This window comes from Paenibacillus terrigena DSM 21567 (assembly GCF_000374845.1).
Classification (GTDB): Bacteria; Bacillota; Bacilli; order Paenibacillales; family Paenibacillaceae; genus Paenibacillus_K; species Paenibacillus_K terrigena.
On sequence record NZ_KB895433.1, the window covers coordinates 1 to 16,395 of the forward strand.

The window sequence follows — 16,395 nt, forward strand, 5'->3', positions numbered from 1 at the left end:
CCTACGTGTTACTCACCCGTCCGCCGCTAAGTTATCCCCGAAGGAATAACTCCGCTCGACTTGCATGTATTAGGCACGCCGCCAGCGTTCGTCCTGAGCCAGGATCAAACTCTCCAATAAAGTGTTTGACTTGCTCATAAACTTGCTAGCGAGATCATTACTGATCTCATTTATTGCTTTAATTCACTCGTTGTTCAGTTTTCAAAGATCAATCTTTTCATGAAAGCATTCTATCGAAAACTCTCATTTTTTGTCGTCCGTTGTTTCAGCGGCGACTTTTATAATATATCACATTCAGCTATCGTTTGGCAAGCTTTTTTTTGAAGTTTTTTTCGAACGTTCATTATTTTGCTTGCCCCGACTGACCTTACGTCAAAAGCGGAACGAGAAATAATATATCACGAATTGCAATTAGGCGTCAACACTTTTTTGTATTTATTTTTTATTGTTTTTTAGGGACAGGAAATTGTCGATTGCGCACGTATCTAGATAGTTCTTTTGGTGAAGCAAAACGTGCATACATGCGGAAGACTGTCTTGTATCGATTCGCTATTGCATGACGGATTTCATATTCCAATCTGGAATCACTCAGATCAAGAAGCATTTCATCTAATTCTTTTCGTAGCACATAGTCCAGCTCTTTGCATTCCTTATCGTTGAACAACAAACCTAACATAATCTGTAGTGCCTCCTTCAAATATGCCTCGATCTTTAGCGCGTATGGTTTTTGTCATTCCTCTATTCGGAATTTAACTCCGCTTTAATGTTATGCTCATAATTTGGAAATTTTATGATCATTTCCCAAAAAGGAATTTCTGCAGCGGTAGGTCATAACTTCCATGTACGAGCATACATTTTAGTAAACAAGCAAGGACACGTCCTATATGAGGAAAGGAGACTGCCAAACGATGAATTTCTATGTGTTTAATGGCAAAAAGATTAAAAGGTATTTCTTTTTATTCGTCGCTTTAGTATTTGCAGTTGGGGTAGTATATGTAGAGAGTGATAATATTACGGTGTTCTCTGAGGGTGCCCCTTCAGCAGTCTACAATGTTCCTACAGAGAAAAAACTTATTGCCCTCACCTTCGATATCAGCTGGGGAGATAAGCGTACTGCGCCAATCTTAGATATTTTGCAGCAAAAAGGATTGCAAAAAGCAACCTTCTTCCTCTCCTCCCCTTGGAGCAAAACACATACGGATCTTGTAAAGAAAATTGCGGACTCCGGCTATGAGATCGGCAGCCATGGTCATAAGCACGTGAATTACAGCACCTTAAGTGATGAGGATATTTCAAAACAAATTAAAACAGCACACAGCATTCTCTCCGATTTAACCGGAAAATCACCAACGCTAATCCGGATGCCCAACGGTGATTTTGACAAAAGAGTGCTTCGCATTGCGGATAGCCTTAACTACAAAGTCATACAATGGGATACGGACTCCTTGGATTGGAAGAATCCTGGCGTTGATGAAATTGTTAATCGTGTCGTAACGAAAGCTCATCCTGGAGACATCGTTCTAATGCACGCAAGTGACTCCTGTAAAGAAACGCATTTAGCTCTCCCGATCATCATCGACCAGCTCCGTGCGAAAGGTTATGAGTTTGTCACTGTATCAGAGCTGCTAAATCAAACCGAAATTAAGAGCAACCCTGTACGGGATCAGAATACGGTCAACAATACAAATCTCGATCCAGCCGTCAATATGTAATTAAGTCTAAGCGCCTTCTTCCTATGCATGGGACGAGGGCGTTTTTTCTGTGTACTTCGGCGCGATTTATCCAAATACATACATAATAAATCCCTCCTATTCAGGCATACTACAATTGTAAAGTCTACGGAAGGAGAAATTCCGAATGCAAAAATTCAAACAAATACGCGGGTTAGCCATCGTCCTTATTCTCACCCTAACCCTAACCGCCTGTATGTCCGAACAGCAGACATCTTCTGCACAACCTGATTATAAAGAAATGAAAGCCATGGTCGTCGATATTCTAAAGACGGAAGAAGCCCAAAAAGCGATTCAACAATCCAGCGGATCTAGCGGCAGCACGCAAATGCAAATGTTAAGCAGCCCAGTAGGCAAAGAACAGATTCGAACAGCAGTAAAAGATACATTAACTTCCCCAGAATATAATAAGGAACTAGAGAAGATAATGAAGGATCCTAAATTTGCAGGAGAATTCGCGAGCGCGATTAACAAGGACAATAAAAAAATACACAAAGAGCTCATCAAAGATCCCGTGTACCAGCAATCGGTCGCAGATATACTCAAGTCTCCTGATCTATCCAAAATGTATCTTGATCTCACGAAAACACCAGAATTTCGGAAGCAAGTCATGACCATCGTCAAAGACTCTATGTCAAGTCCACTGTTCAAAATGCAAATCATGGAGCTCCTTACCAAAGTTGTTCAAGAAGAGCTACAGCCGAAGCAGCAAGAACAAGGGAAGAAGAAAGGCGGCGGTGGTGGCGGTGGTCAAGGCGGCGGCGAAGGTGGTGGAGGCGAAGGTGGCGGTGGTGGAAGCGGTGGGCAGTAAGCTTTTGCCTACATATAACTCAAAAGGTTGAGCATCAGCTCAACCTTTTTCATTTTTCTGTATAATTTGCTTCGCAATATCATCGTAGATCCGGCCCGTCTCTGTATTGGCACGATAAACTGAAGGCGAGAAGTCAGGCTCTGACGGATGATTATCCGGCGCTCCCAGCGGAATCTGTGCGAGCAAGTCACAATTTAAGGATTCTGCAAGTCGCGCACCGCCTCCACGCCCGAATATGTAATCCTTATGTCCGCAATCTCCACATGCATAGTAGGACATATTCTCAACTACACCTATAATCTCATGCTTCGTATGGATAGCCATTGTACCAGCTCTAGCCGCAACAAATGCCGCTGTCGCATGTGGTGTCGTTACAATAATTTCTTGGCTCTGCGGTAACATTTGGTGGACATCCAGCGCAATATCTCCGGTCCCTGGTGGCAAATCTAAGAGCATATAATCAAGTTCGCCCCAGTTCACTTCTTGGAAAAAGTTGCGCAGCATTTTGCCGAGCATCGGACCGCGCCATACAATCGGACTGTTATCTTCTACGAAGAACCCCATGGAAATAACTTTAACGCCAAATCGTTCAATTGGAATGATACGTTCATTCACAATTTCAGGTCGTTCTTCAATGCCCATCATATCGGGTACACTGAACCCATAGATATCAGCATCGATAATACCTACTCTACGTCCTTCCCGTGCAAGTGCTGCCGCAATATTCACTGTGACTGTTGATTTACCTACGCCGCCCTTGCCACTCGCGATCGCAATAAACTTGGTACTGGATTCTGGGTGCAGGAGTGGATGGCTCTCCATACCGGCTCCATGACCTTTTGGCGGCTCCTGCTGCCCTGATTGGCTTCTACTCCCTGCTGCCTCAGCTTTTTCATGCTCTGACATAACTCTGAACCGTACATGGATATCCTGTATACCTGCTTCGGTTAATTTCTCACGAATCTGACGTTCTAATTGAAATCGATGCTGCTCCTGCTCCGACGAAGTGACGACCGTTAAGGATACTTTGTTTTCTTTCGCCATAATATCCCGGACATATTGATGTTCGACGATATTATGACCTGTTATAGGGTCAACGATATCTCGTAATGCTTCAAGCACTTGTTCTTTAGCCCCCATGATGCCAGCACCTCTACTTTATGGAATGGTTAACTACTCAGCTTGATTATAGCATAAATCTTCCTAAGGTTTGCCAATCTGTTCACCTGAGATATACCGAAGTATCCCTGTGTAGATGGAAGCAGATACTCTGCGTTGATACTTCTCGTCTGCGAGCAATTGCGACTCTTGCGGATGCGATAGGAATCCCACTTCCACGAGGGCTGTTGGAATCTGCAGCGCCTTCAATAAATATACATTCGTCGTGACAATCTTGGCGACACGATCTGTATTCTCCAGATTTCGCTTCATCTCCGTCTGAATAAATTTGGCAAGCCGCTCGTTCTCTGGATTATTGGAGGTAAAGAAGGTTTGCGCTCCACTCCATCGATTCGACGGGAAGCTATTCATATGAATACTAATGAGAAGATCAACCTTCTGCTTCTCAATAATCTCCACACGACGATGCAGATCCTCAGTTTTTCGCTTACGAAGCTTGGTTGTCCCTTCTTGTGCCAGATCGTAATCACCTTCGCGCGTCAATACAACAACCGCACCGGCCTGCTGCAGGAAGTCTCTTAAATAGAGAGCGATCGTTAAATTTATATCTTTCTCGATGACACCTTGCTTGCTTACAGCTCCCCCATCAGGGCCTCCATGTCCTGCATCAATCGCAATCACTTTACCGGATAAAGGTAGTGTCCAGTAAGTCCATGTTTTCGTTGAAGGCACTTCATATGTAAAAATAACGGTTAACAGGACGAGCAAGCACGCCGCGATAATCCATTTTTTGAAATCGCGAAGTTGAATCAGGATCACAGTCTTCTTACGATGCCCACTTCTTTTCCCCATAAAAAAACCACCTCCGTTCCCATACAGACTCCTAATCATCTATATGGGACGAGGTGGACAAATATACCGTTTAAGTTGTTACTTGCTCAGCCATGCCTTCAATTAATATTTTGGCGACAACCGGTCTCGAGAATTCAGGTGGAGGACAAATGCCGTCACGCAGCAAAGCGCGTACCTTCGTCCCTGATAACGTTAAGTGATCTTCTTTGGGATGTGGACAAGTTTTGCTGGAAGCCATATTGCCACATGTCGTACAGAAGAAACTATGCTCGAAGAACAATAAAGTTATCCCCAGCTCTTCTGAAGTGAAATTGCTGAATATCTCTTGTGCTTCATACGTTCCATAGTAGTCCCCAACGCCCGCATGATCACGGCCGACAATAAAGTGTGTACATCCGAAGTTCTTGCGTACCATCGCATGGAAAATCGCTTCTCTCGGTCCTGCATAGCGCATCGCAGCTGGGAATACACCGAGGAAAGTTCGATCCTGTGGATAATAATTCTCGAGAAGGGCTACATAGCTCTTCATCCGTACATTTGCCGGAACATCATCGGACTTCGTCTCACCAACAAGTGGGTTCAAGAATAATGCATCCACAATTTCCATTGCGCTCTTCTGGATATATTCATGTGCACGATGTACAGGATTACGAGTCTGGAAGCCTACAACGGTTCTCCAGTTCTTCTCAGCGAAGATTTGACGCGTCTCAGCCGGATCGTAATAGAATTCCCGAAACTTCTCAGGTTGTGGTCGGTTGAGTACTGTGATATCCCCGCCTACATAGATATTCGAGCGCTCAAGCAGCTTCTGCACACCAGGATGCGCCGTGTCATCTGTCTTGAATACTTGCTTCGCTTCATAAGCGTGATCCACAGTATAAACACTATCAATGTGGATAATCCCATATATCACATCATTCAGCTCACCTACGAGCGCGACTTGTTCACCTGTGGATAATAATTCAGCTTGTACGGGATCCACAGATAGCGTAATCGGGATACTCCACACCGTTCCATCTGCGAGACGCATCCGGTCTACGACAGAGCGATAATTCTCTTCGTTCATAAACCCTGACAAGGGTGAAAAAGCACCTACACCGATTAGATCTAAATCCGAAATGGTCCACGTATTGATACGTATGGATTGCAAGGATGCTGCTTGAGCTAGCAAATGTTCCCGTTCTTCACCATTTACGACACGGTTGATCAATTTGCCGCCATGTGGTTGAATAGTTGTCATTAACGCTGTCCTCCTCGATTCTTAGCCCTTATTTATGCAAACCGCATTCAGTCTTCTCATTCCCTGACCAACGTCCTGCACGTGGATCTTCACCTGGCATGACTTGGCGCGTACAGTAGGAGCAGCCAATGCTCGGATAATGTTGATCATGCAAAGGATTATAGATCACATCGTTCGCACGAATGTAATTCCATACGTCTTCTGACGTCCAATGCGCTATCGGGTTAAATTTAATGAGTCCAAATTTATAATCATATTCGATTTTCTTCGCGTTCGCCCGCGTCGGTGCCTGATCACGGCGGATCCCTGTAACCCAAGCGTCATACTTGCCCAAAATCTCCGTTAACGGCTCCACTTTACGGATGTTACAGCATTCATTCGGAGCAGATTTCCACAATTCTTCGCCATACTTCTCAGCTTGCTCTACAGGTGTCAATTTCGGGAATGCACGAACAAATTCGAGGTTATAACGTTCGGCTAATCGATCTCTTGTTGCATAGGTCTCAGGGAAATGAAAATCGGTATCCAGGTAAAATATGTCCGTCTTCGGACTGATTCGCTGCAGCATATCAACAAGTACGACATCTTCCGCACCAAAACTGCAAGCAAACGTCATGTTAGGGAATGTCGTAACCGCCCATTCTATGATCGCCTCAGGACTTGCACTTTCAAGCTCGACTGCTTTCTGTTCAACCAATGCTTCTTTCTCAAATAAGTTCATACGTATACTCCCTCTTTACACTAAATTTCAATTCCGAGTAAACATCTATGAATATAATAATTATATTATAAATCTTGCCAGTTAAATGTCAATCCTTTTCCTTTGATAATACTGGGCTATTTAGCATATCTATTCGATTGTGAATAAAGTGTGCATAGACGAAATAGGAGTCATTCTCAGGATGTGGATAAAAGTCGACGAGGTGTATGGAAGATGACGAATTGTGGATAAATGCAAAAAACACCTTTCCTGCCGAAGCAAGAAAGGTGTTCGATGAATAATATTAACGTTTGGAGAATTGTGGCGCGCGACGAGCTGCTTTAAGACCGTATTTTTTACGCTCTTTCATACGAGGGTCACGAGTCAAGAATCCTGCTTTTTTAAGCGATGGACGGAACTCAGGGTCTGCTTTAAGCAATGCACGGGAGATACCGTGACGAATTGCTCCTGCTTGACCAGACATACCGCCACCATGAGCGATAACAAGAACATCGTACTTTGACAATGTTTCTGTTAGGTTCAAAGGTTGTTTTACGATCAATTTCAATGTTTCCAAACCGAAATATTCGTTGATATCACGTTTATTGATTAGGATACGTCCTTCACCCGGTACAAGGCGAACACGAGCTACCGAATGTTTACGACGACCTGTACCATAGTATTGTACTTGTGCCATGAAACTGTCCTCCTTTTTTATTAACCGCGAAGTTCGTAAACTTCTGGTTTTTGTGCTGCGTGTGGATGTTCGGAACCTGCATATACTTTCAATTTAAGCTTCATTGCGTTACCAAGACGGTTCTTAGGAAGCATGCCGTGAATAGCTTGTTCCAAAACGCGCTCTGGGAACTTTTTGATCATATCTTGAGCAGGAGTTACTTTCAAACCGCCGGAGTAAAGGGAGTGACTGTAGTAGTTCTTGTCTGTCATTTTTTTACCCGTTAGAACGATTTTCTCTGCATTGATGATAACTACAAAATCTCCTGTATCTACATGTGGAGTAAATTGTGGTTTGTGTTTACCGCGAATCAGGCTAGCAGCTTCAGTCGCAAGACGACCAAGCGTTTTACCTTCAGCGTCAATGATGTACCATTTACGCTCAACTTCATTTGGCTTCGCCATATATGTGCTACGCATTGAATAGATCCTCCTTATATTGTGGAAAAGCAAATTTCCGATTTATATTCGTTCATTATTATCGTTGTTATATCTGTTTTTTCAAAAGTAATCTTAAATGGGGCTGTGGGAAAGCCATTAAGAAAACACAAGCTTTATCTTACAATATTCAGGCCTAAAAAGCAAGCTATTTTTCCAGGTTTATGTCACTCAAATCATAACCGACTTCCCAGAGCGTCAAGCCGTGTGAAACAGCCGTAGGCCCCGCAGCTGCGCGATCCATCTGAGCGATGATTCCGGGTATATCCTCACTCTTAAATTTGCCTTGTCCAACTCGAAGCAAAGTTCCCATCATGATCCGCACCATGTGCTGAAGAAATCCATTCCCCGTCACATAGGTGTGAATGATACCTTGATCTCTTGTACCTGGAATCGCTGAACTAACATCGTGTTCCATCCACGCTTTATAAATCGTGCGAACATGACTGTCCTTCGTCGATTTACGGGAGGCAAACGAAGTGTAGTCGAACGTTCCTACCATATGCGTTAACGCTTTACGCATTTCTTCGATGTCTAGTTTCGTAGGATGATGAAATTCATAAGATCGGTTGAAGACATCAGGAAAAGCATTTGCGTTAATCGTATAGCGGTACGTCTTCCAATGCGCGCTGTAGCGCGAATGGAACGACATAGGCACTTCTTGAGCGGACCGAATAACGATATCGTTCGGGAGCCGTGTATTGAGGGCAAGACACCATCGTTCAATGGGGATTGCCGATTGCGTCTCGAAATTAATGACCTGCGCCCGTGCATGTACACCAGCGTCTGTACGGCCTGAAGAGATGATCTTCACCGTCTCGCCAGTTAGCGCTCGGATCGAGGCTTCAATATGATCTTGTATGGTATTCTCCCCCGGCTGCGTCTGGAAGCCGTGGTAGCGAGTTCCGTCATAGCTGACGACCATAAAAAGATTGCGCATGCGGATCCCCTCCCGATGATGTGATGTCTAGCTTCGAAGCATTGAGGTTTATCTAAGAAGTTATTCTTCGAAGCTTTGAACGCTACCATAGGTAGTCGTTCCCCCTCAAAGGTTTTAAGCGTTCCCGTACGTATTCAAAGCGTGTCCTGTAAACCTAAGCCGGTGCCGCAAGGCATTCGGTTTAGGTTTGCAGGACAGAACGCGATCCCCCACCCCAAGCCGCCATCGAAGCACCAGAAGTACCACGTATGAGCGACAGTTAGACGGGTGTCCAGAGGGCAGAGCCCTTTGGGGTCCACCTTCCTGAGGAGGAAGGGGGATTTAGGGGGATGGTCGAAAAAGACCTTTATGCACATAGAGGACAGGAGTCCCCAATGTGCAAAAGAAAAAAGGGCTTGTTCAGAATCCGAGGATTCTGTCCACCCTTTCTCATAAGGTCAATTAAGCGCGATCCACTAATTCTAAGTAAACCATAGGAGCTGAGTCTCCACGACGAGGCCCCAGTTTTAGAATACGCGTGTATCCACCTGGACGCTCCGAGTAACGAGTGGCTAATTCCGAGAACAATTTTTGAATTGCATCTTGCTCACCGTTAATCGTTTCGCGACGAACATAAGCTGCTACTTGACGACGCGCGTGAAGATCACCTTGCTTCGCTTTCGTAATCAGCTTTTCAGCGATCGAACGAACTTCTTTCGCTTTTGCTTCAGTCGTTTGAATGCGCTCATATAAGAACAAGTCAGTAACCAAGTCACGGAACAATGCCTTACGTGCGCTAGAGTTACGACCTAACTTTTGGTATGCCATATTTTTCCCCTCCTTGCTGCAGTTAAGATTAGTCTTCCATCCGTAAACCCAAACCTAGCTCTTCGAGTTTCTCTTGAACTTCTTCCAAAGATTTGCGTCCGAGGTTACGGACTTTCATCATATCTTCTTCCGTTTTCGTGATCAACTCTTGAACGGTATTGATACCAGCGCGTTTCAAGCAGTTATAAGAACGAACGGAAAGATCGAGTTCCTCGATAGTCATCTCTAGAACTTTCTCTTTCTTATCTTCTTCTTTTTCAACCATGATTTCCGCATCTTTCGCTTCGTCCGTCAATCCTACGAAGAGCATCAAATGCTCTGTTAAGATTTTCGCACCAAGGCTCACTGCTTCTTCAGGTCGAATACTACCGTCAGTCCACACTTCGAGGGTCAGTTTGTCATAATTCGTTACTTGCCCGACACGAGTGTTCTCAATCGTGTAGTTCACACGTGAAATTGGCGTGTAGATCGAATCCACTGGAATCACACCAATTGGTTGATCCTCAGATTTATTCTTATCTGCTTGCACATAACCGCGTCCACGATTTGCAAAGATACGCATATGCAAACGTGAACCAGGCGATAGTGTTGCAATGTGAAGATCTGGATTCAAGATTTCAACATCGCTATCAGCGCGAATGTCTCCAGCTGTAACCGGACCTTCACCTTCCGCATCAATCTCCAACACTTTTTCTTCGTCGGAATGAATTTTAAGCGATAGGCCTTTTAAGTTTAGAATGATTTCCGTTACGTCTTCAATGACGCCCGGAATCGTCGAGAACTCATGAAGCACACCATCGATTTGCACCGATGTTACTGCCGCACCTGGAAGCGATGATAGTAGAATACGACGCAAAGAGTTACCAAGCGTTGTACCATAACCACGTTCAAGCGGTTCTACAACGAATTTCCCGTAAGTCCCCTCATCACTGAGATCAACGGTTTCTATTTTCGGCTTTTCGATTTCAATCACTGAATTACCCTCCTTCAAAACGTCGTTCCGTTTGAAACCTTCTTTTCAGTCGAGTCATGTAGTATGTCTAAACAACCATTATTAGCAAGTTGTTAGTAATTTATACCACACTAAGGTCTGCCATTAGACACGACGACGTTTTGGCGGGCGGCATCCATTATGCGGGATAGGAGTAACGTCTTTGATCATGTTAACTTCAAGACCTGCTGCTTGCAAAGAGCGGATTGCCGCTTCGCGACCAGCACCTGGACCTTTAACCATAACCTCAACAGATTTCATCCCGTGTTCCATTGCTGCTTTCGCTGCAGATTCTGCTGCCATTTGCGCTGCGAATGGAGTACTTTTACGCGATCCTTTGAATCCAAGACCGCCTGAGCTCGCCCAAGAAATTGCATTTCCGTGCGGGTCAGTAATCGTTACGATCGTGTTGTTGAACGTAGAACGAATATGAGCAACGCCGGATTCAATATTTTTGCGATCACGACGTTTCGTACGTACGACTTTTTTCGGTTTAGCCATGTCTGTTATCCTCCCTTCTTATTTCTTTTTATTCGCTACAGTACGACGAGGACCTTTACGCGTACGAGCGTTAGTTTTTGTACGTTGTCCACGAACCGGAAGACCACGACGGTGACGAACACCACGGTAGCAACCAATCTCGATTAAACGTTTAATATTCAAACTGATTTCACGACGAAGGTCACCTTCAACCTTGATCGTTTTGTCGATAACCTCACGAAGTTTACTAACTTCGTCCTCTGTTAAGTCGCGAACACGAGTGTTCACATCAATGCCTGTTGTGCTTAGGATTTTCTGGGAAGTTGTTCTTCCAATACCGAAAATGTAAGTTAAGGCGATCTCAACGCGCTTATCACGTGGCAAATCCACACCAGCTATACGTGCCATTTTACGCTACACCCCCTTCTTAACCTTGTTTTTGTTTGTGCTTAGGATTTTCACAAATTACCATTACGTTCCCTTTGCGGCGAATGACTTTGCATTTTTCGCAAATTGGTTTTACAGAAGGTCTCACCTTCATGTTAATTACCTCCTAAAAGTTTCTGCAATAGAAACTGGATTACACGATATAGATCCGGGACCTATTTGCGGTACGTTATACGACCTCTGGATAAATCATAAGGTGATAACTGTATGACCACTTTGTCTCCTGTTAGGATACGAATGAAGTGCATCCGCAACTTACCAGAAACGTGGGCAAGAATTTGATGACCATTCTCCAGCTCAACTTTAAACATTGCATTCGGCAACGGTTCAATAACCGTTCCTTCTACTTCAATGACATCTTCTTTAGCCACAGTTATTCTCCTTTCTGTGCATGATTTGCGGTGGTTGCAATAAACTTGGAAATCGCAAAACGAAGTTTCCCGTTCGTTACCCGACCGCTCTCGTCTAAACTGTTAACAACTTCAGCACTTATTTCACTCAACAATTGCAAATGTATGAGGTTCTTCTTCTTAGGCTGGTCAAACTTTCGTTTGTCCCCATCAGCTAGGAGTATGAACTTGGAATCAACGATTCCGACGATAACCGCATATTGTCCAGCATCACGACCTCGTAAGATTTGAACGATCTGACCGATTTGGGGCATTTGATTGTTATTCACATTCATCACCTAGCTATCTAGTCTCGTCAAAATTTCTAAGCCATCCTCTGTAACAGCAACGGTGTGTTCAAAATGAGCACAAATATCGCCGTTCAACGTTACAACCGTCCAATTATCTTGTAACGTCTTCACATACCGTTCGCCCGCAATGACCATCGGCTCAATAGCCAAGACCATGCCAGGCTTCAACCTCGGACCGCGATCGGGAGTACCATAGTTCGGAATCTGAGGCTCTTCATGGAGATTCTCTCCAATGCCGTGTCCTACATATTCACGAACAACTGAAAAACCGGCATCTTCAATGCAGCGTTGAATCGCGTAAGAAATTGTATATAAACGAACATCCGGTTTGACAAGCGCGAGTCCAGCATACAAGGATTGTTCTGTTACCTCTAAGAGTTTCTTAGCTGTGTCAGAAATTTCACCAACCGGATAGGTCCATGCCGAATCGCCATGGTAACCACGATACTGAGCCCCGATGTCAATACTTATGATGTCGCCCTCGTTTAATTTCCGATCGCCGGGTATGCCATGAACCAACTCTTCATTGACTGAAGCGCAAATGCTTCCAGGAAAACCATTGTAGCCTTTGAAAGAAGGTGTAGCATTCTGACTGCGAATATAGTTCTCCGCGATTGCGTCTAACTCTCTAGTCGTAATGCCTGGTTGAACGGATTTTGACATCAAACGATGCGTTTCCGCAACAATCCTACCTGCTTCCTTCATGAAGCCTAACTCCACTTCAGACTTACAAATGATCATTACGTCTAACCTCTCAGTAAAGATACAATCTCCGAAGTAACTGTATCGATTTCTTTCTCCCCGTCCACTTGGCGAAGCAGCCCCTTAGCGTCATAGTAAGCTAATAATGGCGCCGTTTTGTTGATATACTCATCAAGACGCGTACCCACTTTTTCTTCCGAGTCGTCCGAACGTTGGTACAATTCGCCGGAGCATTTATCACATACGCCGGATTGTTGTGGTGGATTGAAAATGACATGGTAGGTAGCGCCGCATGATTTACAAATCCGACGCCCTGTTAAGCGCGCAAGTAGTAAATCGCGATCCACCTTTAGGTCAATGACATGATCGAGTTTACGACTCATCGACGTAAGGATATCATCCAAAGCTTCGGCTTGAGATAGTGTTCTAGGGAATCCATCAAGTAGGAATCCTTTCTCACAATCTGGCTGCGCGAGTCTTTCACGAACGATCCCAATCGTCACATCATCGGGTACAAGCAAACCTTGATCAATATATTCTTTGGCTTTAATACCAATAGGAGTACCTTGCTTCATCGCTAGACGAAATGCATCGCCCGTCGAAATGTGGGGAACACCGAATTCATTGACAACACGTTCTGCCTGCGTTCCTTTTCCTGCCCCAGGAGGCCCCATGAAAAGAATGTTCATTGAACTTCATCCTCCTCTTAACGAAGAAACAGCACAATAGGTGCCAGAGCGAATGCCGCGAACGGTCTCGCACAGGAACCTATTGACTATTTGTTAATGAAACCTTTGTAGTGGCGTTTCATTAATTGGCTTTCGATTTGCTTCATCGTATCCAAAGCAACCCCAATAACGATCAGTAGGGATGTTCCCCCGATTTGCACGGATTTAGGCAATCCGGCAAGTGCACCGAAAAATACAGGGAGAATCGAAACTGCCGCTAAGAAGATCGCACCAGATAACGTAATTCTCGACATGACTTTCGTCAAGTACGAAGAAGTTGGTTTACCTGGACGGATACCAGGAATGTATCCACCGTTCTTTTTCATCTGGTCTGCCATCTGAACGGGATTGATCTGCACGAATGTGTAGAAGAATGTAAATCCAACGATCATCAGGACATAAAGAACCATGCCGAGCGGTTTGTCATGCGAGAAGTTCTGGATAACCCAAGTTGCCCAAGGCTTATCAGCCCAGAACTGTGCAATTGTAATCGGGAACATCAAGAGTGAGGATGCGAAGATTACCGGAATAACCCCTGCGCCGTTCACTTTGAGTGGAATGTGTGTATTTTGTCCACCGTACATTTTGTTCCCTACAACACGCTTCGCATATTGTACTGGAATTTTACGTACACCCTGCTGGATAAAGATTACACCCACGATTACCGCGAGGACCACAAGCAAAATAAGAATCACTTTCGCAACACTAAAGAACGTATTTGCTGTAGCATCCGCAAATTCTGCTGTGTAGATCTCACGCATCATTTCTGGGAATCTGGATACGATACCCGCGAAAATCAGAATTGAAATCCCGTTGCCGATGCCCTTCTCTGTAATTTGCTCACCGAGCCACATGAGGAAGGATACACCTGCTGTTAATACAATTGCAATAACGAGATACGTCGTTATACTTGCATTTGGAACCATTGTGAAGTTATACAATCGGTTAAACCCGATTGCTGTACCGTATGCTTGGATAAGACCAAGTATTACGGTACCATAACGAGTAATTTGGGCGAGTTTACGTTTACCGAGCTCGCCTTCTTTAGCCCATTCTGCGAACTTCGGAATGACATCCATCGACAGAAGCTGTACGATGATGGATGCTGTGATATATGGCATAATCCCGAGAGCAAAGATAGAAAAATGGAACAATGCACCACCAGAGAATGTGTTCAGCAAGCCGAACAAGTCACTGCCCTGTTGGCCAGCCATTGTGAAAACCGATTTGTCGACACCCGGTACTGGAATAAAAGCACCGATACGGTAAACGATCAAAATCATTAGTGTAAACAAGATTCTTTTTCTAAGGTCTTCAACTCGCCATATATTGGACAGCGTTTTAAACATTAGATCACCTCGGTTTTACCGCCGGCAGCCTCGATTTTCTCTACCGCAGATTGAGAGAACTTATTTGCTTTAACAGTAAGTTTTACAGTAACCTCACCGTTTCCTAGAACCTTGATTCCGGCTTTAGGATTGTTTACAATACCGCGCTCCATAAGTACCTCTGGAGTCACTTCAGTACCTTCTGCAAAGTTGTTAAGTTCCTCGATGTTTACAATAGCAAACTCTTTACGAGTAGGGTTATTGAAACCGCGTTTCGGCAAGCGACGATATAGTGGATTTTGTCCACCTTCGAAACCTGGGCGCACGCCACCGCCAGAACGAGCGTTTTGACCTTTGTGACCGCGACCCGATGTTTTACCCGTGCCGCTCGAAGTACCGCGACCTACGCGCTTGCGTTCTTTGCGGGCACCTGGAGAAGAAACAAGTTCATGTAACTTCATCGTTCGTTGCACCTCCTTTATAGTTCTAAACATTCATGTATTTAAGCTTAAGCTTCAACTTCTTGAACAGAAACCAAATGGTTAACTTGGTTAACCATTCCACGAATCGCCGGGCTATCGTTATGAACAACAGTTTGGTTGATTTTACGCAATCCAAGGCTGTTGACCGTTTTACGTTGTGTTTCCGGACGACCAATCAAACTGCGAACGAGGGTAACTTGTAATTTAGCCAACGTGAATCCCTCCTTAACCTAACAGTTCTTCTACGGTTTTACCGCGCAATTTAGCAACATCTTCGGCACGTTTCAAGCGAGACAAGCCTTCAAGTGTTGCATTCACCATATTCATGGAGTTCGAAGAACCTAAAGATTTTGTTAAAATATCGCCTACACCAGCAAGCTCAAGAACCGCACGAACCGGTCCGCCTGCGATAACTCCAGTACCTTCAGAAGCTGGCTTCAAAAGAACATGGCCTGCTCCGAATTTGCCGTTAACAAGGTGAGGAATTGTTGTTCCTACGAATGGTACGTGGATCAGGTTTTTCTTAGCATCTTCGATACCTTTGCGGATCGCATCAGGTACTTCAGAAGCTTTACCGATACCAGCGCCAACCCAACCTTTGCCGTCGCCGACAACTACTAGCGCACTAAAGCTGAAACGGCGTCCGCCTTTTACAACTTTCGCTACGCGATTAATATTTACAACTTTTTCAGTTAGTTCTAAAGTGTTCGGATCTACACGCAAGTCGTTTACCTCCTTATAAATTGATTAGAATTCAAGACCTGCTTCGCGAGCTGCGTCAGCCAATGCTTGAACCCGTCCATGATACAAATACCCGCCACGATCGAAAACAACTTGTACGTAGCCAGCTTCTTTCGCACGTTTAGCGACTAATTCGCCAACTTTACGAGCAGCTTCGACGTTACCACCGTTTCCAATTTGACCTTGTAATTCTTTATCCATTGTGGAAGCAGCAGCTACAGTTTTTCCAGTTACATCATCGATCAATTGTGCGTACACATGTTTCGATGAACGGAAAACGCTCAAACGCGGGCGAGTTGTTGTTCCTTCAATTTTCTTACGAACACGAAGGTGTCTTTTCAAACGAGCTTTGTTTTTATCTCCTTTGGTAATCATGCCTTGTTCACTCCCTTCTGTCTGCCATATGGCCCCAAGGGCCTTTAAG

Annotated in this window: 24 protein-coding genes and 1 rRNA gene; 2 read left to right on the forward strand and 23 right to left on the reverse strand. The window is 44.6% G+C overall.

Features of this window, described 5'->3' with window-relative positions; translation table 11 throughout:
• Together C558_RS0128355 and C558_RS0128360 are read right to left on the reverse strand one after the other, a co-directional pair.
• Positions 1 to 120: ribosomal RNA gene (locus tag C558_RS0128355) — 16S ribosomal RNA — on the reverse strand; the annotation flags it as partial.
• Positions 121 to 442: 322 nt separating this feature from the next.
• A complete protein-coding gene (locus C558_RS0128360) occupies positions 443 to 676 on the reverse strand; it encodes a hypothetical protein (protein ID WP_018759677.1) in 234 nt (77 codons plus the stop codon).
• Positions 677 to 908: 232 nt separating this feature from the next.
• Here C558_RS0128360 and pdaB point away from each other — a divergent pair, with 232 nt between their 5' ends.
• Entirely contained in the window at positions 909 to 1,712 is an 804-nt protein-coding gene (gene pdaB / locus C558_RS0128365; protein ID WP_018759678.1) for a polysaccharide deacetylase family sporulation protein PdaB, read from the forward strand.
• A gap of 145 nt (positions 1,713 to 1,857) precedes the next feature.
• Entirely contained in the window at positions 1,858 to 2,541 is a 684-nt protein-coding gene (gene gerD / locus C558_RS0128370) for a spore germination lipoprotein GerD (RefSeq protein ID WP_018759679.1), read from the forward strand.
• A gap of 39 nt (positions 2,542 to 2,580) precedes the next feature.
• On the opposite strand, the gene C558_RS0128375 is transcribed toward gerD, so the two are convergent.
• The 21 genes from C558_RS0128375 to rplR form a co-directional block, all read right to left on the reverse strand.
• The gene (locus C558_RS0128375; RefSeq protein WP_018759680.1) at positions 2,581 to 3,681 is read right to left on the reverse strand and encodes an Mrp/NBP35 family ATP-binding protein; all 1,101 of its coding nucleotides are present in this window, start codon (positions 3,679 to 3,681) and stop codon (positions 2,581 to 2,583) included.
• Positions 3,682 to 3,744: 63 nt separating this feature from the next.
• Positions 3,745 to 4,512, reverse strand: a complete 768-nt coding sequence (cwlD, locus tag C558_RS0128380) for an N-acetylmuramoyl-L-alanine amidase CwlD (protein WP_018759681.1) — start codon at positions 4,510 to 4,512, stop codon at positions 3,745 to 3,747.
• Between the two features lie 70 nt (positions 4,513 to 4,582).
• Positions 4,583 to 5,752 (reverse strand): sulfate adenylyltransferase, encoded by a 1,170-nt coding sequence (sat, locus tag C558_RS0128385; RefSeq protein WP_018759682.1) that lies wholly within the window; start codon positions 5,750 to 5,752, stop codon positions 4,583 to 4,585.
• Between the two features lie 28 nt (positions 5,753 to 5,780).
• Positions 5,781 to 6,473 (reverse strand): phosphoadenylyl-sulfate reductase, encoded by a 693-nt coding sequence (locus C558_RS0128390; RefSeq protein WP_018759683.1) that lies wholly within the window; start codon positions 6,471 to 6,473, stop codon positions 5,781 to 5,783.
• 283 nt (positions 6,474 to 6,756) lie between these two features.
• Entirely contained in the window at positions 6,757 to 7,149 is a 393-nt protein-coding gene (gene rpsI / locus C558_RS0128395) for a 30S ribosomal protein S9 (RefSeq protein WP_018759684.1), read from the reverse strand.
• Between the two features lie 20 nt (positions 7,150 to 7,169).
• On the reverse strand, positions 7,170 to 7,607 hold the full coding sequence (gene rplM, locus C558_RS0128400; RefSeq protein WP_018759685.1) for a 50S ribosomal protein L13: 438 nt from the start codon (positions 7,605 to 7,607) through the stop codon (positions 7,170 to 7,172).
• A gap of 166 nt (positions 7,608 to 7,773) precedes the next feature.
• Positions 7,774 to 8,565, reverse strand: coding sequence for a tRNA pseudouridine(38-40) synthase TruA (gene truA / locus C558_RS0128405; RefSeq protein ID WP_018759686.1), 792 nt, complete (start codon positions 8,563 to 8,565; stop codon positions 7,774 to 7,776).
• A 441-nt stretch (positions 8,566 to 9,006) separates the two neighbouring features.
• The gene (rplQ, locus tag C558_RS0128410) at positions 9,007 to 9,372 is read right to left on the reverse strand and encodes a 50S ribosomal protein L17 (RefSeq protein ID WP_018759687.1); all 366 of its coding nucleotides are present in this window, start codon (positions 9,370 to 9,372) and stop codon (positions 9,007 to 9,009) included.
• 28 nt (positions 9,373 to 9,400) lie between these two features.
• On the reverse strand, positions 9,401 to 10,345 hold the full coding sequence (locus tag C558_RS0128415) for a DNA-directed RNA polymerase subunit alpha (RefSeq protein WP_018759688.1): 945 nt from the start codon (positions 10,343 to 10,345) through the stop codon (positions 9,401 to 9,403).
• 123 nt (positions 10,346 to 10,468) lie between these two features.
• On the reverse strand, positions 10,469 to 10,864 hold the full coding sequence (rpsK, locus tag C558_RS0128420) for a 30S ribosomal protein S11 (protein WP_018753969.1): 396 nt from the start codon (positions 10,862 to 10,864) through the stop codon (positions 10,469 to 10,471).
• 18 nt (positions 10,865 to 10,882) lie between these two features.
• Positions 10,883 to 11,251: a 30S ribosomal protein S13 gene (gene rpsM, locus C558_RS0128425; RefSeq protein WP_018759689.1), complete on the reverse strand. Its 369-nt coding sequence runs from the start codon at positions 11,249 to 11,251 to the stop codon at positions 10,883 to 10,885.
• Positions 11,252 to 11,270: 19 nt separating this feature from the next.
• A complete protein-coding gene (gene rpmJ, locus C558_RS0128430) occupies positions 11,271 to 11,384 on the reverse strand; it encodes a 50S ribosomal protein L36 (protein WP_003333770.1) in 114 nt (37 codons plus the stop codon).
• 61 nt (positions 11,385 to 11,445) lie between these two features.
• Positions 11,446 to 11,661: a translation initiation factor IF-1 gene (gene infA, locus C558_RS0128435; protein WP_015847200.1), complete on the reverse strand. Its 216-nt coding sequence runs from the start codon at positions 11,659 to 11,661 to the stop codon at positions 11,446 to 11,448.
• A gap of 2 nt (positions 11,662 to 11,663) precedes the next feature.
• On the reverse strand, positions 11,664 to 11,975 hold the full coding sequence (locus C558_RS0128440; protein ID WP_040676098.1) for a KOW domain-containing RNA-binding protein: 312 nt from the start codon (positions 11,973 to 11,975) through the stop codon (positions 11,664 to 11,666).
• 3 nt (positions 11,976 to 11,978) lie between these two features.
• Positions 11,979 to 12,731, reverse strand: a complete 753-nt coding sequence (gene map, locus C558_RS0128445; protein ID WP_018759691.1) for a type I methionyl aminopeptidase — start codon at positions 12,729 to 12,731, stop codon at positions 11,979 to 11,981.
• A gap of 5 nt (positions 12,732 to 12,736) precedes the next feature.
• A complete protein-coding gene (locus C558_RS0128450) occupies positions 12,737 to 13,381 on the reverse strand; it encodes an adenylate kinase (protein ID WP_018759692.1) in 645 nt (214 codons plus the stop codon).
• A gap of 86 nt (positions 13,382 to 13,467) precedes the next feature.
• Positions 13,468 to 14,769 carry a preprotein translocase subunit SecY gene (secY, locus tag C558_RS0128455; RefSeq protein ID WP_018759693.1) on the reverse strand — a complete coding sequence of 434 codons (1,302 nt, stop codon included), beginning with the start codon at positions 14,767 to 14,769 and terminating at the stop codon, positions 13,468 to 13,470.
• Complete coding sequence (rplO, locus tag C558_RS0128460) at positions 14,769 to 15,209, reverse strand: 50S ribosomal protein L15 (RefSeq protein WP_018759694.1); 441 nt, start codon at positions 15,207 to 15,209, stop codon at positions 14,769 to 14,771. Before rplO ends, secY begins: the two co-directional genes overlap by 1 nt.
• Before the next feature lie 47 nt (positions 15,210 to 15,256).
• Entirely contained in the window at positions 15,257 to 15,442 is a 186-nt protein-coding gene (gene rpmD / locus C558_RS0128465) for a 50S ribosomal protein L30 (protein WP_018759695.1), read from the reverse strand.
• Between the two features lie 13 nt (positions 15,443 to 15,455).
• The gene (rpsE, locus tag C558_RS0128470; protein WP_018759696.1) at positions 15,456 to 15,953 is read right to left on the reverse strand and encodes a 30S ribosomal protein S5; all 498 of its coding nucleotides are present in this window, start codon (positions 15,951 to 15,953) and stop codon (positions 15,456 to 15,458) included.
• A gap of 24 nt (positions 15,954 to 15,977) precedes the next feature.
• Positions 15,978 to 16,346, reverse strand: a complete 369-nt coding sequence (gene rplR, locus C558_RS0128475) for a 50S ribosomal protein L18 (RefSeq protein ID WP_018759697.1) — start codon at positions 16,344 to 16,346, stop codon at positions 15,978 to 15,980.
• Positions 16,347 to 16,395 lie beyond the last annotated feature (49 nt).